14 protein-coding genes are annotated in these 21571 nt (G+C 60.5%); 9 read left to right on the top strand and 5 right to left on the bottom strand.

Annotated elements, in window-relative coordinates; translation table 11 throughout:
* The first annotated feature begins 466 nt into the window (after positions 1-466).
* From fadB to Q7F16_RS22465, 6 genes are all read left to right on the top strand, one after another.
* Complete coding sequence (fadB, locus tag Q7F16_RS22490; RefSeq protein ID WP_095961966.1) at positions 467-2614, top strand: fatty acid oxidation complex subunit alpha FadB; 2148 nt, start codon at positions 467-469, stop codon at positions 2612-2614.
* A gap of 30 nt (positions 2615-2644) precedes the next feature.
* A complete protein-coding gene (fadA, locus tag Q7F16_RS22485) occupies positions 2645-3820 on the top strand; it encodes an acetyl-CoA C-acyltransferase FadA (RefSeq protein WP_024618393.1) in 1176 nt (391 codons plus the stop codon).
* A gap of 108 nt (positions 3821-3928) precedes the next feature.
* Entirely contained in the window at positions 3929-4165 is a 237-nt protein-coding gene (locus Q7F16_RS22480; protein WP_003199644.1) for a DUF1653 domain-containing protein, read from the top strand.
* A gap of 115 nt (positions 4166-4280) precedes the next feature.
* On the top strand, positions 4281-6893 hold the full coding sequence (gene topA, locus Q7F16_RS22475; RefSeq protein ID WP_409556895.1) for a type I DNA topoisomerase: 2613 nt from the start codon (positions 4281-4283) through the stop codon (positions 6891-6893).
* A gap of 216 nt (positions 6894-7109) precedes the next feature.
* The gene (locus Q7F16_RS22470) at positions 7110-7634 is read left to right on the top strand and encodes a DUF6586 family protein (RefSeq protein WP_046065292.1); all 525 of its coding nucleotides are present in this window, start codon (positions 7110-7112) and stop codon (positions 7632-7634) included.
* A gap of 106 nt (positions 7635-7740) precedes the next feature.
* Positions 7741-7974, top strand: coding sequence for a hypothetical protein (locus Q7F16_RS22465; protein WP_003183419.1), 234 nt, complete (start codon positions 7741-7743; stop codon positions 7972-7974).
* A 71-nt stretch (positions 7975-8045) separates the two neighbouring features.
* On the opposite strand, the gene sulA is transcribed toward Q7F16_RS22465, so the two are convergent.
* A complete protein-coding gene (gene sulA / locus Q7F16_RS22460; RefSeq protein WP_014339358.1) occupies positions 8046-8519 on the bottom strand; it encodes an SOS-induced cell division inhibitor SulA in 474 nt (157 codons plus the stop codon).
* Between the two features lie 10 nt (positions 8520-8529).
* The gene (lexA, locus tag Q7F16_RS22455; protein ID WP_003199651.1) at positions 8530-9138 is read right to left on the bottom strand and encodes a transcriptional repressor LexA; all 609 of its coding nucleotides are present in this window, start codon (positions 9136-9138) and stop codon (positions 8530-8532) included.
* Between the two features lie 241 nt (positions 9139-9379).
* Between lexA and Q7F16_RS22450 the strand changes: the two genes are divergently transcribed.
* From Q7F16_RS22450 to Q7F16_RS22440, 3 genes are all read left to right on the top strand, one after another.
* A complete protein-coding gene (locus Q7F16_RS22450; protein WP_046065294.1) occupies positions 9380-10087 on the top strand; it encodes a TetR/AcrR family transcriptional regulator in 708 nt (235 codons plus the stop codon).
* Between the two features lie 171 nt (positions 10088-10258).
* A complete protein-coding gene (gene nagZ / locus Q7F16_RS22445) occupies positions 10259-11269 on the top strand; it encodes a beta-N-acetylhexosaminidase (protein WP_409556894.1) in 1011 nt (336 codons plus the stop codon).
* A gap of 41 nt (positions 11270-11310) precedes the next feature.
* Positions 11311-14601, top strand: a complete 3291-nt coding sequence (locus Q7F16_RS22440; RefSeq protein WP_409556893.1) for a DEAD/DEAH box helicase — start codon at positions 11311-11313, stop codon at positions 14599-14601.
* 205 nt (positions 14602-14806) lie between these two features.
* Here the strand turns inward: Q7F16_RS22440 and Q7F16_RS22435 are convergent, their stop codons facing one another.
* The 3 genes from Q7F16_RS22435 to mfd are packed head-to-tail and all read right to left on the bottom strand — an operon-like array spanning position 14807 to position 21538.
* Positions 14807-17500: an SNF2-related protein gene (locus Q7F16_RS22435; protein WP_409556892.1), complete on the bottom strand. Its 2694-nt coding sequence runs from the start codon at positions 17498-17500 to the stop codon at positions 14807-14809.
* Positions 17501-17511: 11 nt separating this feature from the next.
* Positions 17512-18078: a CsiV family protein gene (locus Q7F16_RS22430; protein ID WP_014339353.1), complete on the bottom strand. Its 567-nt coding sequence runs from the start codon at positions 18076-18078 to the stop codon at positions 17512-17514.
* Positions 18079-18088: 10 nt separating this feature from the next.
* A complete protein-coding gene (gene mfd / locus Q7F16_RS22425) occupies positions 18089-21538 on the bottom strand; it encodes a transcription-repair coupling factor (RefSeq protein WP_409556891.1) in 3450 nt (1149 codons plus the stop codon).
* Positions 21539-21571 lie beyond the last annotated feature (33 nt).

The following is a 21571-nucleotide window of genomic DNA, read 5'->3' as shown; positions in this document are numbered from 1 at the left end:
TCTCATCGGGCGGGTTGGCCAGGCAGGCCGGTAAACAATCTCATGCCAGGGCGTGCGTTCGTAACGTCCTTTGTTCCCAATCTTCAATCGCGTCCCGACAGCGTAGACCGCTGGTTCCGGTCTGTCTGGAATTAGGGCGATTTTTCTAATTATTGATCCTATGAATAGCTGCTCATGCGGTGCCGTGTTGCGGATCCGTACGGTACGGAAATGACCGTGAAGTCGCGTTCACGCCTGTGTTTAGGGCGATTGACAATTGTCGGAAATTCCGTGAAGGTGACGTACCCAAATCAAACGGGCGTATGAATTGAGCGTTTGTATTTTCAGAATGCTCCTACAGACCCCGACTATCGCGTTGACGGGTGTGCCTGGCGGATTGGCGTAGCATCGACGGTAACGTCTATGCCGAACCAGTGGTCAGCGTTCAACGTGTACTGTTCAGCTTCCATATCGTGGAGATCAGTTGATGATTTACGAAGGTAAAGCCATCACGGTTAAGGCTCTTGAAAGTGGCATCGTCGAATTGAAATTCGACCTCAAGGGTGAGTCCGTCAACAAGTTCAACCGTCTAACCCTGAATGAATTGCGTCAGGCTGTAGACACTATCAAGGCAGATGCTTCGATCAAGGGTGTGATCGTCAGCAGCGGCAAGGACGTGTTCATCGTCGGCGCCGACATCACCGAATTCGTCGATAACTTCAAGCTGCCCGATGCCGAACTGATCGCTGGCAACCTCGAAGCCAACCGTATTTTCAGCGACTTCGAAGACCTCAACGTACCGACCGTCGTGGCCATCAACGGCATCGCCCTGGGTGGCGGCCTGGAAATGTGCCTGGCGGCGGATTACCGCGTCATGTCCACCACGGCCAAGATTGGCCTGCCGGAAGTCAAGCTGGGCATCTACCCAGGCTTCGGCGGCACCGTGCGCCTGCCGCGCCTGATCGGTGCCGACAACGCCATCGAGTGGATTGCCGCCGGCAAGGAAAACCGTGCTGAAGACGCGCTGAAGGTCGGTGCCGTGGACGCCGTGGTCGAACCTGGCAAGCTCCAGGAAGCGGCCCTTGAAACCCTCAAGCGCGCCATCAGCGGCGAGTTCGACTACAAGGCCAAGCGTCAGCCGAAGCTCGAAAAGCTCAAGCTCAACGCCATCGAACAAATGATGGCCTTCGAAACCGCCAAGGGTTTCGTGGCCGGTCAGGCAGGCCCGAACTACCCGGCGCCGGTCGAAGCGATCAAGACCATCCAGAAAGCCGCGAACTTCGGTCGCGACAAGGCTCTGGAAGTCGAGGCCGCCGGCTTCGTCAAGCTGGCCAAGACCTCGGCTGCGCAAAGCCTGATCGGTCTGTTCCTCAATGACCAGGAACTGAAGAAAAAGGCCAAGGCCTACGACGAAATCGCCAGTGACGTGAAGCAGGCCGCCGTGCTCGGCGCCGGCATCATGGGTGGCGGTATCGCCTACCAGTCGGCGTCCAAAGGCACGCCGATCCTGATGAAGGACATCAACGAACACGGGATCGAGCAGGGCCTGGCCGAAGCCGCCAAGCTGCTGGTCGGCCGTGTCGACAAAGGTCGCATGACCGCTGCGAAGATGGCCGAAGTGCTCAACGGCATTCGTCCGACCCTGTCCTACGGCGATTTCGGCCATGTCGACCTGGTGGTCGAAGCCGTTGTCGAGAACCCGAAGGTCAAGCAGGCGGTATTGGCTGAAGTCGAAGACAAGGTCAAAGAGGACACCATCCTGGCCTCGAACACCTCGACCATCTCCATTTCGCTGCTGGCCAAGGCCCTCAAGCGTCCGGAGAACTTCGTCGGCATGCACTTCTTCAACCCGGTGCACATGATGCCGCTGGTGGAAGTGATCCGTGGCGAGAAGTCCAGCGAACATGCCGTTGCCACCACCGTGGCCTACGCCAAGAAAATGGGCAAGAACCCGATCGTCGTCAACGACTGCCCGGGCTTTTTGGTCAACCGCGTGCTGTTCCCGTACTTCGGCGGTTTCGCCAAGCTGGTCAGCGCCGGTGTGGACTTCGTGCGCATCGACAAGATCATGGAAAAATTCGGCTGGCCGATGGGCCCGGCGTACCTGATGGACGTGGTCGGCATCGACACCGGCCACCACGGTCGCGACGTCATGGCCGAAGGCTTCCCGGACCGCATGAAGGACGACCGTCGTTCGGCTGTCGATGTGCTCTACGAAGCCAAGCGCCTGGGGCAGAAGAATGGCAAGGGCTTCTACGCCTATGAGACCGACAAGCGCGGCAAGCAGAAGAAAGTCGCCGACTCGTCGGTGCTGGAAGTGCTCAAGCCGATTGTCTACGAGCAGCGCGAAGTCACCGACGAGGACATCATCAACTGGATGATGATCCCGCTGTGCCTCGAAACCGTGCGTTGCCTGGAAGACGGCATTGTCGAGACCGCCGCCGAAGCCGACATGGGTCTGGTCTACGGTATCGGTTTCCCTCCATTCCGTGGCGGTGCGCTGCGCTACATCGATTCGATCGGTGTCGCCGAGTTCGTTGCCCTGGCTGACCAGTACGCTGATTTGGGCGCGCTGTACCACCCGACCGCGAAGCTGCGTGAAATGGCCAAGAACGGCCAGCGCTTCTTCGGTTAAGCGCCCAACGACTAGAGCGAGAGAACATTTATGAGCTTGAATCCTAGAGACGTCGTGATTGTCGACTTCGGTCGTACACCGATGGGCCGCTCCAAGGGCGGCATGCACCGCAACACCCGCGCCGAAGACATGTCGGCGCACCTGATCAGCAAGCTGCTGGAGCGCAACGTCAAGGTCGACCCCAACGAAGTCGAAGACGTGATCTGGGGCTGTGTGAACCAGACCCTGGAGCAGGGCTGGAACATCGCCCGCATGGCCTCGCTGATGACCCAGATCCCTCACACGGCGGCGGGCCAGACCGTCAGCCGCCTGTGCGGTTCGTCCATGAGCGCGCTGCACACCGCCGCCCAGGCGATCATGACCGGTAATGGTGACGTGTTCGTCGTCGGTGGTGTCGAGCACATGGGCCACGTGAGCATGATGCACGGCGTCGATCCGAACCCGCACATGTCGCTGTACGCGGCGAAAGCCTCGGGCATGATGGGCCTGACTGCGGAAATGCTTGGCAAAATGCACGGCATCACCCGCGAACAGCAGGACGCCTTTGGCGTGCGCTCCCACCAGCTCGCCCACAAGGCGACCGTGGAAGGCAAGTTCAAGGATGAGATCATCCCGATGCAGGGCTACGACGAGAACGGCTTCCTGAAGCTGTTCGACTACGACGAAACCATTCGTCCGGAAACCACCCTGGAAAGCCTGGCGGCCCTCAAGCCGGCCTTCAATCCGAAGGGCGGCACCGTGACAGCCGGTACCTCGTCGCAGATCACCGACGGTGCCTCGTGCATGATCGTAATGTCGGCCCAGCGTGCCCAGGACCTGGGTATCCAGCCGATGGCGGTGATTCGTTCGATGGCCGTGGCGGGTGTGGACCCGGCGATCATGGGCTATGGTCCAGTACCGGCCACGCAGAAAGCCTTGAAGCGTGCAGGCCTGGGCATTGCCGATATCGACTTCTTCGAGCTCAACGAAGCTTTCGCCGCACAGGCCCTGCCAGTGCTGAAAGATTTGAAAGTGCTCGACAAGATGAACGAGAAGGTTAACCTGCACGGCGGCGCGATCGCCCTGGGTCACCCGTTCGGTTGCTCCGGTGCGCGTATCTCCGGCACGCTGCTCAACGTCATGAAGCAGAATGGCGGCACCTTTGGTGTGTCCACCATGTGCATTGGCCTCGGCCAGGGCATCGCCACTGTCTTCGAACGCGTCTAAGCGTTGCGTTGATGGAAGCCGGGGCCAAGTGCCCCGGTTTTTGTTTTTTCGGGTTTAGTAAAAAAGATTTTGTTTTTATTTTGAAAAAATTTGAGTGAGGGCCAAATCATGCCGATACAACCTGGGCTCTACCAGCATTACAAAGGTCCGCAGTACCGCGTATTCAGCATCGCGCGGCATTCCGAGACCGAGGAAGAAGTGGTCTTCTATCAAGCCCTGTATGGCGATTACGGCTTTTGGGTGCGTCCCTTGAGCATGTTCGAGGAGTCCGTCGAGGTTGACGGCGAACAGGTGCCACGCTTTGCTTTGGTGCAGGCCGAGGAGAGCATTTTTTCCAAGCCTTGAGGCCGGTATGCAGGCAACCCTGCGCTTGACCTCACCTTGCAGCCACTATATATAGCGGTGCCGCGTCAGGCGCCAACCGCCTTTCACTTTTTAGAATTCAGGAATTTTCTGATCCATGGGCAAATCGCTGGTCATTGTGGAATCCCCGGCTAAGGCCAAGACCATCAACAAGTATCTGGGCGACCAATACGTGGTGAAGTCGAGTATCGGCCATATCCGAGACCTGCCCACCAGCGGTTCGGCTAGCGCCAGCAAGGAGCCAGCCGCCAAGCGCGGCAAGGCAGCTGCTGGTGAAGCGCCGGCGCTGTCGCCGAAAGACAAGGCGCGCAAGCAGCTGGTCTCACGCATGGGGGTCGATCCGGAACACGGCTGGAAAGCCAAGTACGAGATCCTCCCGGGCAAGGAAAAGGTCATCGAAGAGCTGCGCCGGCTCGCCAAGGATGCCGACACCATCTATCTCGCGACGGACTTGGACCGCGAAGGGGAAGCCATTGCCTGGCACCTGCGCGAAGCCATTGGTGGGGATGACAGCCGCTACAAGCGCGTGGTGTTCAACGAAATTACCAAGAAGGCCATTCAGGAAGCCTTCTCCCAGCCGGGCGAGCTGGACATCGATCGGGTCAACGCCCAGCAGGCGCGTCGCTTCCTCGACCGCGTGGTGGGCTACATGGTCTCGCCCCTGCTGTGGGCCAAGATCGCCCGCGGTCTGTCGGCCGGTCGTGTGCAGTCGGTCGCTGTGAAGCTGGTGGTGGAGCGCGAGCGGGAGATCCGTGCGTTCATTCCTGAAGAGTATTGGGAAGTCCACGCCGACCTCGGCACCGCCAAGGGCGCCACCGTGCGCTTTGACGTGGCCCGGGAGAAGGGTGAAGCCTTCAAGCCGCTCAACGAAGCCCAGGCCATGGCTGCGCTGGAGAAGCTCAAGGCTTCCAGCTACAGCATCGTCAAACGCGAAGACAAGCCGACCAGCAGCAAGCCGTCGGCGCCGTTCATCACCTCCACGCTGCAACAGGCCGCGAGCAATCGCCTGGGCTTTGGCGTGAAGAAAACCATGATGATGGCCCAGCGTCTGTACGAAGCCGGCTACATCACCTATATGCGTACCGACTCGACCAACCTTTCGGTCGATGCCGTGGCGATGGCGCGCACTTATATAGAAAGTGAGTTCGGCAAGAAGTACCTACCAGAGACGCCGAACGTCTACAGCAGCAAGGAAGGCGCGCAGGAGGCTCACGAAGCGATTCGTCCGTCCGATGCCAATACCGAGCCAAGCAAGCTGTCGGGCATGGAGCGCGATGCCGAGCGTCTCTATGAGCTGATCTGGCGCCAGTTCCTGGCCTGCCAGATGCTGCCGGCGCAATACCTGTCGACCACGGTCAGCGTCGGTGCCGGCGACTTCGAATTGCGCGCCAAGGGCCGCATCCTGAAGTTCGACGGCTACACCCGCGTCATGCCGCAGATCACCAAGCCTGGGGACGATGACGTCCTGCCAGACATGGCCCAGGGCGACGTGATGAAGCTGATCAAGCTTGATCCGACCCAGCACTTCACCAAGCCACCGGCCCGTTACTCCGAAGCCAGCCTGGTCAAGGAAATGGAAAAGCGCGGCATCGGTCGTCCTTCGACCTACGCAGCCATCATCTCCACCATCCAGGACCGCGGCTATGTGGCGCTGCACAACCGTCGTTTCTATTCGGAAAAGATGGGTGACATCGTTACCGAGCGTTTGTCCGAGAGCTTCTCGAACCTGATGGACTACGGCTTCACCGCCGGTATGGAAGAGAACCTCGACGATGTGGCCCAGGGCGAACGCGACTGGAAAAATGTTCTCGACGAGTTCTACGGCGACTTCAAGAAAAAGCTCGAAGTGGCCGAAAGCCCGGACAGCGGCATGCGCGCCAACCAGCCGGTCATGACCGACATTCCGTGCCTGACCTGCGGGCGTCCGATGCAAATCCGTACCGCCTCGACCGGCGTATTCCTCGGTTGCTCGGGCTACAGCCTGCCACCCAAGGAGCGCTGCAAGGCGACGGTCAACCTGGTGCCGGGCGACGAAATCGCTGCGGACGACGAGGGCGAATCGGAATCCCTGGTGCTGCGCGGCAAGCATCGCTGCCCGATCTGCAGCACGGCGATGGACGCCTACCTGCTGGATGAAAAGCGCAAGCTGCACATCTGCGGCAACAACCCGGACTGTGCCGGCTACGAGATCGAAGAGGGCACTTATCGCATCAAGGGCTACGAAGGCCCGAGCCTGGAATGCGACAAGTGTGGCAGCGAGATGCAGCTCAAGACCGGCCGTTTCGGCAAGTTCTTCGGTTGCACCAACCCGACCTGCAAAAACACCCGCAAACTGCTCAAGAGCGGTGACGCGGCGCCGCCGAAGATGGACCCGGTGAAGATGCCTGAGCTCAAGTGCGAGAAGGTCAACGACACCTACATCCTGCGCGACGGTGCCTCCGGCCTGTTCCTGGCGGCCAGCCAGTTCCCGAAAAACCGCGAGACCCGTGCACCGTTGGTGATGGAAATCGTGCCGCACAAGGACGAGATCGATCCGAAGTACCATTTCCTCTGTGCAGCGCCGCAGAAGGATCCGGAAGGGCGCCCGGCGGTGATTCGCTACAGCCGCAAGACCAAGGAGCAATACGTGCAAACCGAAGTCGACGGCAAGCCGACTGGCTGGAAAGCCTACTACGACGGCGGTAAGTGGACGGTGCAAGACAAGAGCTGATGGCAGCACTCACGTGTGACGAGGGGGCTTGCTCCCGCTGGACCGGTCCGACGTTTCGGGCGTAGCCGCCCCAATAAGTCTCAAGTGAACAAAAGGCCGCATGACAACCCATAGGTTTTCATGCGGCCTTTTTGTTTTTGGCTTGCAGTGGCCTCGGTTGATCCATGACACTGTCGCACTTGCGTGAAGCTTTCATTTCGTTGGGGAGACGCCGCCATGGCCCACGAACTCTATACCCGCACCAATCAGAAAATCTATTTCGCCGGTCTGTCGCTTGAAGCGCTCACCAGGGCCGAAGACGGGCGTGCGATGAATTCCCCGGCGCTGCTCCAGGCAGGACGCGAATCCGCGCTGTTTCACCTGTACGGTGCATTGTTGGGGTTGTGCCATGAAATCGCCGGTTTCTATCGCCTGCCACAAGCGAATGCGCCGCGGGCCGAGCTGTTGTTGACCCGTGAAGTGCTGGAAACCATCGCTATCCCGGAATTGGCCGAAATGGTCGAATTGGCGCACAACCCGGAAACCTGGCTGGCGAAGCTGTTGGCGGCCCATGCGGCGCTGTTCGAGCCGCCGCGGGCCCCGCGCAAGCCCAAGGGGGACGTGACCCAGCCGTTGATCGTGGCGGTCAATCTGGACGAACAAGAACCTGAGCAGGAGTTGAGTCGGGAGGAGCTGGAGAGCTGGCGCCAGAACCTCAAGAGCCTGGCGATACGCTTTCGTGAAGGGTTGAGCGAGTGCTGAGTTCGCCCTCGGCCCGTTACGTTCGTTGATAACACTTGGTCAAGATCCCGAGCGGAGCCTGGCCGATGACTATATAATCCTCGCCTTTCGTGGAGAACAGACTTTTATGCCTACGTCCTTTCTAGAAATTGTCGAACTTCCTGATGGCCGCATCGAGCTGCGCAGGGCTGAGGACGAGGGTTCTCTGGTTACCCTGAACTTCTCCGAAGATGCCAAGGTATTCCTCCAGGGCCAACACGTCGAAGTCGCCAAGGCGATGCTGAGCGTGGGCGTCCAGATGGCAGGTCGCCTGGTTGAAGGCGAATTCAACAAGGAAGAGGGGCCACGGGTTCTTCATTGATCCCGTCTGTCGGCTTTTTTGGATAGTGTGGCTGGTCGGCTTCTCTGCCTTGGAGAAGCCCCGCGTTTGTCTTAGCCCAATCGAATATTCAGACTTTGTGCGTCCCCGGTACGGGCGGCGCTGATCAACTGTTGCCGTGCGGTCGCGGTTAGCGGGTTGAGCCAGCTGACCACGGTGTGGCTGCGGCCCAGGCGCAAGGCTTCGCAGGTCAACTGTTGGGCGCTTTGGGTGCCTCGTGGTTGCAACAACAGGATGCGTTCGCGGTTCAGGCCGGCATCACGGAGCCAGGCCTGGGTGACGCTGGCCGGTGGCGCGATCAGCGTCAGCCAGCGAGCATCCTGGTCCTGGCTGAGTTCTCGCAGAATCGGCGCCAGCAGGTTCAGGCAGTTTCCGGCTGCACCACGTAACGACAGTTCGCTGAAAGCCTCGGGCTCGACGCCCCAGGGCGACTCGATGACCTCTTTCAGGACTGGAGCCAGCGGTTGGGCCATGAATGCCTCGAACAGCGGAAGTTGTGTGTGTTGTGGTGTGTGAGGGAACTGCATAAAGCCTCCTTTAGCGGCGAATGACGCCGACACTCAAGCCTTCGATGACCAGGTCCTGATCTTTCAGGTTCACTTCGATGGGCGCGAACTCCGGGTTCTCGGCGATGAGCCAGACCTTGCTGCCGTCGCGCTTGAAGCGCTTGACGGTCACTTCGTCGCCGATTCGCGCCACCACGATCTGGCCATTGCGGGCTTCGCGGGTGGTGTGGACGGCCAGGAGGTCACCGTCGAAGATGCCGATGTCCTTCATGCTCATGCCGTGTACACGAAGCAGGTAATCGGCCCGAGGATGGAAGAACGAAGGATTGATGTTGCAGGACTCCTCGACATGCTGCTGGGCCAGGATCGGTGCGCCTGCCGCGACCCGGCCGATGATCGGCAGGGTGGTTTCGTCGGCCTTGGCTTCGAAGCCGGGGATGCGAATGCCACGGGATGCGCCCGGGGTCATTTCGATAGCACCCTTGCGCGCCAGCGCCTTGAGGTGTTCTTCAGCCGCATTGGGCGACTTGAAACCCAGTTCCTGGGCGATTTCCGCGCGGGTCGGCGGGTAGCCATTGTCTTCGAGGCAACGTTTGATGAAGGCCAGAATCTCTGCTTGGCGTGGCGTCAGCTTTAGCATATTGATCGCTCTGTCTTTTTATACAGTGACTGGGATTATATACAGTGAACGCCGCTTGGCAATCCTCCTTTTTTCATTGGCCGCTGGACGGTCGGTCGGGCTGTTGGATGCGACATGGCTACCACCCGTGAAAAGGTGTGGTTAAATACGTGACCGGGCGTTCGCAAAACGCCCCGGCAGGCTTGACAACCCCTAGGCTGAAACGTATGTTTCAAACAAGTGTTTGTCAGGCGGAGTAACCATGGCCCAGTCGGAAACCGTTGAACGCATTCTCGATGCTGCCGAGCAGTTGTTCGCGGAAAAAGGTTTCGCTGAAACCTCGTTGCGTCTGATCACCAGCAAGGCCGGGGTGAACCTGGCGGCGGTGAACTATCATTTCGGCTCGAAAAAGGCCCTGATCCAGGCGGTATTCTCGCGGTTCCTCGGACCTTTCTGCCTCAGCCTCGATCGCGAGCTGGAGCGCCGGCAGGCCAAGCCTGACGTCAAGCCGACCCTGGAAGAACTCCTGGAAATCCTGGTCGAGCAAGCCCTTGTCGTGCAACCGCGCAGCGGTAACGACCTTTCCATTTTCATGCGCCTGTTGGGCCTTGCTTTCAGTCAGAGCCAGGGCCACCTGCGACGTTACCTGGAAGACATGTACGGCAAGGTTTTCCGGCGCTACATGCTGCTGGTCAATGAGGCCGCACCGCGTATTCCGCCCATCGAGTTGTTCTGGCGGGTTCACTTCATGCTCGGCGCCGCCGCGTTCAGCATGTCCGGTATCAAGGCGCTGCGCGCCATTGCTGAAACCGACTTTGGCGTGAACACCTCGATCGAACAGGTGATGCGCCTGATGGTGCCGTTCCTGGCGGCCGGCATGCGCGCCGAAAGTGGCGTCACCGATGAAGCCATGGCGACCGCGCAATTGCGTCCGCGCAGTAAATCGACGCCGGCGCTGGCCAAGGCGTAAGTGCACGGGTGGGCGCGGCTGCCTACATCCGCTAAGCTAGCCGCCCATGCCGACTCTCGTTTCGAACCCGTTCCATTTGTCATTGCGTGACCGCGACCTGCCGGGCCTTGGGCCCTGCCGTGTGGTCGTGCCTGTGTTGTCGCGCGGGTTCATCGTTATTAAGGAAATGCTATGACTGCTGGCCTGCAAGGCTCGTTGATGGTGGACGTCGCCGGTACCTGGCTGACGGCCGAAGATCGCCACCTGTTGCGCCAGCCCGAGGTAGGCGGCCTGATCATCTTTGCCCGCAATATCGAGCATCCACGTCAGGTGCGTGAGCTGAGCGCGTCGATCCGCGCCATTCGCCCCGACCTTTTATTGGCGGTGGATCAGGAAGGTGGCCGCGTCCAGCGGTTGCGCCAGGGGTTTGTGCGGTTGCCGGCGATGCGGGCGATAGCTGACAACCCGAACGCCGAATACCTGGCCGAGCAGTGCGGCTGGATCATGGCCACTGAAGTGCTGGCGGTCGGTCTCGACTTGAGCTTTGCCCCGGTGCTGGACCTTGATTACCAGCGCAGCGCTGTTGTCGGCAGTCGTTCCTTCGAAGGTGACCCCGAGCGAGCAGCGTTGTTGGCCGGTGCCTTCATCCGCGGCATGAACGCCGCCGGGATGGCCGCCACCGGCAAGCATTTCCCAGGGCATGGCTGGGCCGAGGCCGATTCCCACGTGGCGATTCCGAACGACGAGCGTAGCCTGGAGCAGATTCGCGCCAACGACCTGGTACCGTTCGCCAGGCTGAGCAAGCAACTGGCCGCCGTCATGCCGGCCCATGTCATCTACCCGCAGGTTGACGCCAATCCAGCCGGGTTTTCCCGCTGCTGGCTGCAGGACATCCTGCGCGGCGAGTTGCAATTCGATGGCGTGATCTTCAGTGATGACCTGTCGATGGCCGGGGCTCATGTGGTCGGTGATGCTGCCAGTCGTATCGAGGCTGCTTTGACGGCGGGTTGTGACATGGGCCTGGTGTGCAACGACCGTGCTGCCGCGGAGTTGGCCTTGAGCGCTGCCCAGCGCCTGAAGGTCAAGCCTTCGGCACGGATCGCGCGCATGCGCGGCCAGGCCTGTGCCTCCACTGAATACCGTCAGGACCCTCGCTGGCTGACGGCGCTCGGCGCGCTGAAGGCTGCCCAGCTGGTTGATTGAGGAAGTGTCGTGACTGATATGCGTAATGCTCGGCGGTGCCCATGACCCAGCCAATTGAGGCGCTTCTTGAGACGGATTGGGGAGAAGACTTCCATCAGAGTTACCTTCAGCGCGGGTTCGACTACGCCGAGGGAGACCGAGTACGGATACTGCGGATAGATGAGCAATCGATTCACGCCGAATGCGAGGGTGGCGGCGATAATGTCTATCAGCAGGTGATCGAGCTCACTCGTTATCGGGGATACGACGGCGTTCGTTACGAATGTTCGTGCCCAGTCGGCGACAGCTGCAAGCACTGCGCTGCCGTCATGTTCCATTTAATGTGGAATCCACAAGCGCTGGAGGCCAGCTCCGACGGCGGGCGCCTGAATTCTGAACTTGAAACCTGGATCAAGTGTATCCCCGAGCGGGGCGCCGATTCGCTACCGAGCAAAAAAGACGCCGATGTCAGGATCTTCTACAAACTCAAGAAGACGCACATAGGGCAGTGGCTTTTGGAGCTCTTCAAGGGGCGCCAGCTCGATGATGGATCCCTGAAGGATCTGAAAGCGTTTGGCCAACTGACGGACATGCTGAATCGTTTTCCGAATTATATGTCCGACGTCGACAAGCAAATTGGCCAGTCGCTTATCAGCAGTCAGCATTATCACAGCCAGAACAGTTTCCCGTTGCAAGGTCGCAGTGGCGCCGAGGTGCTGGCGCTGGCATTACAGTCCTCACGCTTGTTCCTGGATTTCGACCCGCCGCAGCCATTGGGCGCAGGTCCGCTAAAAAATGCGCAGTTTTTCTGGGCGGAGCAGGCCAATGGCAACTATCGGCCTCGGTGGCGCAGTGGCGATCAGGTACTGGATAACCTCCTGGTGCTTGAGCCGCTTCATTATCTGGATTTATCGCGCAGGGAACTTGGCCGGCTGTCCTATGAAATGGACGACAAATTGGCGTGCCATTTATGCCATGCGCCGGAGGTACCCGCTCGGGATGTCGTGCTTTTCAGCCATAGGATCAACGCGGTCGACCGACCTATTCCGCCGCCGAAAGAATTGACTGAGCGCATCATCGAAGGTGTTGAACCGCGAGCGGTGTTGACGTTGGGAAGTGCAATCAACTTCCGGCACTGGAAATCTGTTCCAGAACATCGCGCGGCACTGACCTTTATTTATGATGGTCATGTGGCGGACGACAAAGCATCCACCGAGCTGTCGATCCTGTCCGGAACCGAAATTTTGCGCATTCAGCGTAAACCGGATGTCGAGCAAGCGTTTCGCACCGTTCTGCGCAAGGTAGGTTTCAAGAAAGCCACTCGCAAGAGCCTAGCGCTGGCGGACATCAGGGGTGAGCTGTTTCAAATGGCGGATGACGACGCCTGGTTGGCCTTCATGGACAAAGGCCTGCTGCGATTGCGTGCCGCCAATTGGCAGATTGATATCGAAGCGGGTTTTCATTTCGATCTGCAACCGGTGGAGCAGTTGTACGCCGACATCGAGGAGTCTCCCGGTCGAGAGTGGTTCGATTTACAACTGGGCATTATCGTCGATGGAAAACGGCACAGCCTGCTGCCGATCTTGCTTCATCTGCTTCGCTCAAGCCCCGAGATGATGACCCCGGACAACTTTGGTCGTCGCGGTGACGAAGAGTTGATGTTGCTCGATCTCAACGGTGGAAAATTCGGGGCGGGTCCTGGTGTGAAGGTCGCGTTGCCATATGGGCGGGTCAAGCCGCTGATGGCAACGCTTGGCGAGTTGTACATGAAGGAGCATCGGGGTGACTCGATACGGTTGAGCGCCTTTGATGCGGCCAGGTTGAATGGGCTGGAAGGCGTGCCATTGACCTGGCAGGGCGGGGAGCGGTTGCGTACGTTCGCCAAGCGATTGCATGAGTCGACTCACGTGCATGTCCCTGCGCCGGCAGGGCTCAAAGCCAAGCTGCGACCTTATCAGCTCGAAGGGCTCAATTGGATGCAGACGCTGCGCGAGCTGGAAGTTGGCGGCATCCTGGGCGATGACATGGGCTTGGGTAAAACCTTGCAGACCCTGGCTCACCTGCTTTGCGAGAAACAGGCCGGGCGCCTGGATGTCCCGGCACTGGCGGTCATGCCCACCAGTCTTATTCCCAACTGGCTTGACGAAGCCGCGCGCTTTACACCGCAGCTCAACGTCGTGGCGTTGCATGGCGCAGCCCGGCAAAAAGATTTCGCCAGCCTTGCACAGTACGATCTGGTGTTGACGACTTATGCCTTGCTGCCGCGGGATCTGGAGGTGCTAAAGCCCCAGGCCTGGAGTGTGCTGATTCTCGATGAAGCACAGAACATCAAGAACCCCACCAGCAAGGCCGCCCAGGCTGCCCGCGAACTCAATGCCCGGCAGCGCCTGTGCCTGTCCGGTACGCCCCTGGAAAATCACTTGGGCGAACTCTGGTCGCTGTTTCATTTCCTGCTGCCAGGCTGGTTGGGCGATAGCAAAAGCTTCAATCGGGACTATCGGACGCCGATCGAAAAGCACGGTAATAGCGAGCGAATGCACCATCTGACGGCGAGGATAAAACCGTTTCTGCTACGGCGCAAAAAGGAACAAGTTGCCACTGAGCTGCCACCTAAGACTGAAATAGTGCATTGGGTCGAACTCAGTGAGGGGCAGCGGGATGTCTATGAAACCGTGCGCGTAGCCATGGACAAGAAAGTGCGCGACGAAATCGCCCGCAGCGGCGTGGCGCGTAGCCAAATCATCATCCTCGATGCATTGCTCAAGTTACGTCAGGTCTGCTGCGACCTGCGGCTGCTCAATACCGTACAGACCGCCAAAGCGCTACGTTCCGGCAGCGGCAAGTTGGTCAGTTTAATGGAGATGCTCGAAGAGTTGCTCAGCGAAGGGCGCAAGATTCTGCTGTTTTCCCAGTTCACCTCGATGCTGGCCCTGATCGAGGAGGAACTGCAAAAGCGCAGCCTGACCTATTCCTTACTGACCGGATCCACCACGGATCGCCGCACCCCGGTGAGGGAATTTCAGAGTGGCAAGGTGTCGCTGTTTCTAATCAGCCTCAAGGCCGGCGGTACGGGGCTCAATCTGACGGCTGCGGACACGGTGATTCACTTCGATCCGTGGTGGAACCCGGCGGTGGAAAATCAGGCGACCGACCGGGCTTATCGGATCGGTCAAAACAAGCCAGTGTTCGTCTACAAGCTGATTGCCCGAGGCACGGTGGAAGAGAAGATACAGGCGCTTCAGGAGGATAAGGCCGCGTTGGCGGGCAGTCTGCTGGATGGCGGCGCGACGGGGGGGTGGAAGCTTGAGCAGAGCGATATCGAAGCGTTGTTTGCACCGTTGCCCAAGACCTGATTCACCGGCACATTCACTGGCTATGTCGCCTGATAGTCAGTCATCGCGAGCAAGCTCGCTCCCACATATTGTCCGCGCACATCAAGTGACTCGGTCACCTGTGGGAGCCGAGCTTGCTCGCAATGACGGCGGCACAGTCGACATCCGCGCCAACTGAACCACCGCTATCGCGAGCAAGCTTGGCTCCCACAGGAATTGAGGGGTGTCAGCGTTTTTCCAGCTTGTCCGGCAGCGGCGCGAACAAGGCCTCGATGTCGTCGCTCTGCAGTTTCCAATCCCCGGCCACGCGTCCGTCCAGTACGCCGGCCGCGAGGTCGGATTTTTCCTTTTGCAGCAGCTGGATCTTCTCTTCCACCGTGCCTCGGGCAATCAGCTTGTAGACGAATACCGGTTTTTCCTGGCCGATGCGGTAGGCGCGGTCGGTCGCCTGGTTTTCGGTGGCCGGGTTCCACCACGGGTCGTAGTGAATCACTGTGTCGGCCTCGGTCAGGTTGAGGCCTACACCACCGGCTTTCAGGCTGATCAGGAAGATCTGACGCTTGCCGCTCTGGAATTCCTTGACGGGCGTGCGTCGGTCGCGGGTCTGGCCGGTCAGGAGGGCGTAATCGACGCCGCGTTTCTTCAGCTCATCTTCAATCAGCGCCAGCATGGACGTGAACTGCGAAAACAGCAGCACCCGGCGACCTTCTTCAAACAGCTCCTCGAGCATTTCCATCAGGCTGTCGAGCTTGCCCGAGGTGCTGCCTCGGGCGGGCAGGGTGGCGTCGTTGATCAGGCGCAGGTCGCAACACACCTGGCGCAGCTTGAGCAGCGCTTCGAGAATGATGATCTGGCTGCGGGCCACGCCTTTGCGGGTGATCTCGTCGCGGACCTTCTTGTCCATCGCCAGGCGCATGGTTTCGTAGACGTCCCGCTGGGCGTCGCTGAGTTCGACCCAATGGATGATCTCGGTCTTGGGCGGCAACTCCGTCGCCACTTGCTCCTTGGTCCTGCGTAGCAGGAAAGGTTTTATCCGACCGTTGAGGTGCTGCAGTCGTACCTCGCTGCCGCGCTTTTCGATCGGTACACGGTAATCGCGGTTGAAACTCTTGACGTCTCCGAGCCAGCCCGGCAGCAGGAAATGAAACAGCGACCACAGTTCGCCCAGGTGATTTTCCAGGGGCGTGCCGGACAGGCACAGCCGCTGGCGGGCGTTGAGCTCCCGGGCGGCCTGGGCGGCTTTGCTGGTGGGGTTCTTGATGTACTGGGCTTCATCGAGGATCAGCACGTGCAATGGCTGCGCGGCGAGGCGCTCGACATCCTTGGGCAGCAGGGCATAGGTGGTGAGGACCAGGTCGTAATCGGCCAACCGGTCGAAATGCTTCTTGCGCCCGGCGCCGTAAAGCGCCAATACCTTGAGTTGCGGCGTGAAGTGAGCTGCCTCGTCGAGCCAGTTGGGGATCAGGCTGGTCGGCATGACCACCATGCACGGCCGGTCCAGGCGTCCGGCGTGTTTTTCACTGAGAATGTGCGCCAGGGTCTGTAGGGTTTTGCCCAGGCCCATGTCGTCCGCGAGGATCCCGCCGACTTCCAATTGCCTGAGCGATTGCATCCAGCTCAAGCCTTCAAGTTGATAAGGCCGCAGCTTCGCATTCAGGCCTTCTGGCGCGGTGGCGGTGTAATCCTTGATGTCCCGCAGGCGTTGGGCCAGGCCGCGAATGTGTTCGCCACCTTCCCAGGTCAGCGGCATGTCCTGCAGCGGGTTCAGGCGCAAAGCGTCTGCGCTGTTGAGGCGCAGTTTGGTGGTGCCGGGCTCTTGCAGGTAGAACTCGCCCAGGGTCGCCAGCACCGGTTTCAGCCGGCCGTAGGGCAGGGCCACCTGCTGTGGGCCGAACTCCGAGTTCGGGCGGTTGGGCAGGTTGACCAGAATGAGTTCATCGTCCCGGCGCCGGGCCAGGCGTTCCGGGTTGAACAGTTCGATGTGCGAGCGCATCAGGTTCAGCAGGATCGGCAACAGGCTCAGGCGTTCGCCGTTGACGATGATCCCCAGTTCCAGGTCGAACCAGTCCCGCTCCGGCGTTTCCTCGACGGTGGCGTACCACTCGTCCACCGCCGTCAGGTCAAAGCCGAAGTCCTCATCGATCTGCAATTCCCAGCCTTGGGTGCGCAGTTTCGGCAGGTCGTTGAGGGTGAACGTCAGCCAGGCGCTGTCGTTGACCATCTCGTACAGTTCGCCGGCACTTTCCGGCAGGGCCTTGCTTTGCCGGGTCGCAACCTTGAAACCGAGGATTCGCAGCTGTTCGCGGTAGGACTGTTCCACATCGGTGTGGCGTTTTATCCGCAGTGTCTGGGTTTCCTGGCGAATCAGCACGTCGGTGTTGCGTTGGCCGCTGACGTACTCGTCCAGGTAACTGAAGGACAGCGCGGCGCGGTGTTGAATGTAGCGCTGCATCTTGCCGTTGCGCGGCTCGAAGGCGCTGAACTCGATGCTGGCCAGCCACAGCCGCGGCACCGGTTGCACGTTGTCCACCAGCACTTGTGGGGGGGCCTTGGGGCTGCGGTTGTCCAGCACCGCCTGGAGTTTCTCCAGCAACAGCGCGTCTTTTTCGGCGGCCGGGTAGGCCAGGGTTTCCTGGACTTGCAGCAACACCGCCGCGCAGTGCTTGCAGTTGATGCGCACCGGGCAGGAGCACGCGGCTTCGAGCAGAATCAGCGCGCCCTTGGCTGACTCTTTAAGGCGAATGGTCTGGCGGTAGACGTTGCCGCCAGAGCCTTCGCAGCTGGCGGTGATGGTGCTGTCGCCGGCCTCGACGATCCTGACGCGGTTTTCCAGCGCATAACGGCGCCCGCGCTCCAGGCTCTGTTCCTTGAATCGATTGACCCAGGAAGGTGCCAGGGGTTTGCTCAGGGGCGAGGGCATAGGCGCGCCAATCAGTCCGGAATGACTTCAGGTGCCTGCCGTGGTGCGGGCGCGGTCAACGAGGTGATCTTGATCAGCAGGCCAAGATGCCCGTTGTCGAGGAAATTCAGTTGGCCATTCTTGGTATGGCTCTGCTGCTTGAGGCGCTCGCTGGAGGTGACCAGGCCATTGGCGTTGATCTGGTTGATCCAGAAATCGGCATCCACATCGGTGAAACGGCCCAGTTTCAGTTCCAGGGTGCCTTCGATGGGGAATTGCCCGAACTGTTCGGCGCCGTCGCTGATGGCAACTTTACGCCCCTGTTCACCGAGCGTCTGCTGCCAGGCCTTGTGCATCAACACGGTGTATTGGCCGCTGGCGGTGAGTTTCTCGACGATGTGGCCCAGGGCCGGCGTGCGCTGGCTGTCCGCGCCCAGGCGTTGCGCGCCGGCGTCCCAGTCTTCCGGTGCGGCGCGGCTGACAATCGCCGGCTCGGCGTTCTGGCGCACCAGAATCATTTCAACCTGATACAGGTCGTCGGCAAACGCCAGGGGTGCGACCAGGGTCAACAACAAGGTCAGTGAGCGAAACAGGCGCATGTGGCGTCCTTCAAGCAGTGGTCGGAGTGAGGCGCTCGAACAGCGCCTCTACGGTATTGAAGCGCTCTTCCGCGCGCTCCATGGGCACCATGAATTTGAACATCGTGGCACCTTCGAACTTGTAGCGTTTGGGCTGGCCCTGGATCAACTTGATCAGCACCAGTGGATCGACCGGCGTCTGGGCCTCGAACTCGATCCGGCCGCCGTTGGGGCCGCCGTCGACTTTCTTGATGCCCAGTTGTTCGGCCTTGAGCTTGAGCAGCGTAGTGCGCACCAGGTTCTTGGTCGGTTCCGGCAGCAGGCCAAAGCGGTCGATCATCTCCACCTGCAGGTCCTTGAGGCCTTCCTCGTCGCTGGCCGAGGCGATGCGCTTGTAGAGGATCAGCCGCGCGTGGACGTCCGGCAGGTAATCTTCCGGGATCAGCGCCGGCACCCGCAGGTTGATTTCCGGTCCGCCGCCCAGGGGTTGATCGAGGTTCGGCTGTTCGCCCTTGCGGATCGACTTGACCGCGCGTTCGAGCATTTCCATGTACAGGGTGAAGCCGACGGCCTGGATCTGGCCGCTCTGGCCGTCGCCGAGCAATTCGCCGGCACCGCGGATTTCCAGGTCGTTGGTGGCCAGCACGAAACCGGCGCCGAGGTCCTGGGTATTGGCGATGGCTTCCAGGCGCTTTTCCGCATCCGGGGTGATCTGCTGGCGCGGTGGCGTCAACAGGTAGGCATAGGCCTGGTGGTGGCTACGCCCGACTCGGCCGCGCAACTGGTGCAGCTGGGCCAGGCCGAATTTGTCGGCGCGCTCGATGATGATGGTGTTGGCGCTTGGCACGTCGATACCGGTCTCGATAATGGTCGAGGCGATCAGCACGTTGAAGCGCTTGTGGTAGAAGTCGCTCATCACCTGTTCGAGTTCGCGCTCGCGCATCTGTCCGTGGCCGATGCCGATGCGCGCTTCCGGTACCAGTTCGGCCAGGTCGGCGGCGCATTTCTCGATGGTCTTCACGTCGTTGTGCAGGTAATAGACCTGGCCGCCGCGCAGCAGCTCACGCAGCAGGGCTTCCTTGATCGTGCTTTTGTTCTGCTCCATGACGAACGTGCGCACCGACAGGCGTCGGGCCGGCGGCGTGGCGATGATCGACAGGTCGCGCATGCCTGACACCGCCATGTTCAACGTGCGCGGGATCGGCGTGGCGGTCAGGGTCAGGATGTCGACTTCGCTGCGCAGGGCCTTGAGCTGTTCTTTCTGGCGCACGCCAAAGCGGTGCTCTTCGTCGATGATCACCAGCCCCAGGCTCTTGAACTTCACGTCGTCCTGCAGCAGCTTGTGCGTGCCGATGACGATGTCGATCTTGCCCTCGGCCAGGTCGGCCACGGCGGCGTTCACTTCCTTGGTGGACTTGAAACGGCTCATCACTTCCACGGTCACTGGCCAGTCGGCAAAGCGGTCGCGGAAACTGTTGTAGTGCTGCTGGGCGAGCAGGGTGGTCGGCACCAGGATCGCCACCTGCTTGCCACCGTGCACGGCAATGAACGCGGCGCGCATCGCCACTTCGGTCTTGCCGAAGCCCACGTCGCCACACACCAGTCGGTCCATGGGCTTGGGCGCGAGCATGTCGGCGCGCACGGCTTCGATGGTGGTCTGCTGGTCGACGGTTTCTTCGAACGGGAAACCGGCGCTGAAGGTTTCGTAGTCGGCTTTCGGGTCGGCGAAGGCGTAGCCCTCGCGGGCCGCGCGGCGGGCGTAGATGTCCAGCAGTTCGGCGGCCACGTCGCGCACCTGTTCGGCCGCCTTGCGCTTGGCTTTCTGCCAGGTTTCCGAGCCCAGGCGGTGCAGCGGGGCCAGGGCGTCGTCGCTGCCGGTGTAGCGGGCGATCAGGTGCAGGTTCGCCACCGGCACGTAGAGCTTGGCGCCCTCGGCGTATTCCAGGGTCAGGAACTCGGCGGCCTGGCTGTCGATTTCCAGCGTCGCCAGGCCCAGGTAGCGGCCTACGCCGTGGTCGATGTGCACCACGGGCGCGCCTTCGCGCAGTTCGGTGAGGTTCTTGATGACAGCGTCGTTGGCAGCGTCGGCGCGTTTTTCGCGACGGCGGCGCTGCATGACGCGCTGGCCGAACAACGGACTTTCGGCGACCAGGGCCAGGGTCGGGTCATCCAGGATCAGGCCGTCGTTCAGCGGCGCGATGGTAATCGCCAGGCGATCCTTGCCGGCGACGAAGTCCGGCCAGCTGTCCACCGTCTTCGGTCGCAGCTTCAGGCGCTCAAGCAGCTCCAGCAGCACTTCGCGACGACCCGCGGATTCGGCGGTGAACAACACGCGACCGGGGAATGCATCGAGAAAGCTCGCCAGCGCCGCCAAAGGTTGCGTGGCCTTGGCTTCGATGGCCAGGTCCGGCAATGCCTTGGCCGGGAAACGTTCACGGCCGACGCCGGTTTCCACGTCCTGCTGGCTCGCCACCACCCTTGGCCAGCTCTTGAGGCGGGCAAAACAGTCTTCCACCGGCAGGAACAGCTCGGCCGGCGGTAATAGAGGCCGGGAAGGATCGACGCGACGTTCTTCGTAGCGGTTGCGCACGTCGTTCCAGAAATTTTCCGCAGCCTGCTCGATGCCCGGCAGGGAAAACACCTGGGTGTCCTGGGGCAGGTAATCGAACAGGGTGGAGGTTTCTTCGAAAAACAGCGGCAGGTAGTACTCGATGCCGGCGGGCGTGATCCCGCTGCTCAGGTCCTGGAAGATCGGGCAGCGCCGGAAATCCACATCGAAGCGCTCGCGAAAACGGGCCTTGAAGCGGGTCACGGCGTCTTTCTGCAGCGGGAACTCCTTGGCCGGCAACAGGCGGATCGACTGCACTTTGTCGATGGAGCGCTGGTTTTCCGGGTCGAAGGTGCGCAGGGTCTCGATTTCGTCATCGAACAGGTCGATGCGATAAGGCAGTTTGCTGCCCATCGGGAACAGGTCGATCAAGGCGCCGCGTACAGCGAACTCGCCGTGTTCGTACACCGTGTCGACACAACGATAGCCACTGGCCTCAAGGCGGGTACGCATTTGCTCGACATCAAGCTTCTGGCCGATGTCCAGCACCAGGCTGCTGCCCAGCAGGAATTGAGTCGGTGCCAGGCGATGTAGGGCCGTGGTGATCGGCACTACCAAAACGCCATGACTGAGTTCCGGCAGCCGATAAAGGCTGGCGATTCGCTGGGAAATGATGTCCTGGTGCGGCGAAAACAGATCGTAGGGCAGGGTTTCCCAGTCCGGGAAATGCAAGACCGGCAAATCCGGGGCGAAGAAACTCAGCTCCTGTTCCAGCCGCTCGGCGCTTTGGCTGTCGGCGGTCAGCAGCAGGGTGAAACGCTTTGCAGCGCTGGCAGCCTCGGCGATGGCCAGGCTCAGGGCGGCACCGGGCAGGTTGCCCCAGTGCTGTTTACCTGCCGCGGCAGGGAGAAGCGGAAGACGCAGAACGGGCACGGAAGATTGAGCTCCAGCATTGCGACAAAGTCG

This window comes from Pseudomonas sp. Lb2C2 (genome assembly GCF_052112205.1).
Lineage (GTDB): Bacteria > Pseudomonadota > Gammaproteobacteria > Pseudomonadales > Pseudomonadaceae > Aquipseudomonas > Aquipseudomonas kilonensis.
Note: the sequence above shows the minus strand (reverse complement) of the source record. Positions and strands in the feature narration are given on the sequence as shown.

Coding starts and splice junctions, on each gene's coding strand:
- fadB (WP_095961966.1), top strand. CDS start 467: ATGATTTACGAAGGTAAAGCCATCACGGTTAAGGCTCTTGAAAGTGGC.
- fadA (WP_024618393.1), top strand. CDS start 2,645: ATGAGCTTGAATCCTAGAGACGTCGTGATTGTCGACTTCGGTCGTACA.
- Q7F16_RS22480 (WP_003199644.1), top strand. CDS start 3,929: ATGCCGATACAACCTGGGCTCTACCAGCATTACAAAGGTCCGCAGTAC.
- topA (WP_409556895.1), top strand. CDS start 4,281: ATGGGCAAATCGCTGGTCATTGTGGAATCCCCGGCTAAGGCCAAGACC.
- Q7F16_RS22470 (WP_046065292.1), top strand. CDS start 7,110: ATGGCCCACGAACTCTATACCCGCACCAATCAGAAAATCTATTTCGCC.
- Q7F16_RS22465 (WP_003183419.1), top strand. CDS start 7,741: ATGCCTACGTCCTTTCTAGAAATTGTCGAACTTCCTGATGGCCGCATC.
- sulA (WP_014339358.1), bottom strand. CDS start 8,519: ATGCAGTTCCCTCACACACCACAACACACACAACTTCCGCTGTTCGAG.
- lexA (WP_003199651.1), bottom strand. CDS start 9,138: ATGCTAAAGCTGACGCCACGCCAAGCAGAGATTCTGGCCTTCATCAAA.
- Q7F16_RS22450 (WP_046065294.1), top strand. CDS start 9,380: ATGGCCCAGTCGGAAACCGTTGAACGCATTCTCGATGCTGCCGAGCAG.
- nagZ (WP_409556894.1), top strand. CDS start 10,259: ATGACTGCTGGCCTGCAAGGCTCGTTGATGGTGGACGTCGCCGGTACC.
- Q7F16_RS22440 (WP_409556893.1), top strand. CDS start 11,311: ATGACCCAGCCAATTGAGGCGCTTCTTGAGACGGATTGGGGAGAAGAC.
- Q7F16_RS22435 (WP_409556892.1), bottom strand. CDS start 17,500: ATGCCCTCGCCCCTGAGCAAACCCCTGGCACCTTCCTGGGTCAATCGA.
- Q7F16_RS22430 (WP_014339353.1), bottom strand. CDS start 18,078: ATGCGCCTGTTTCGCTCACTGACCTTGTTGTTGACCCTGGTCGCACCC.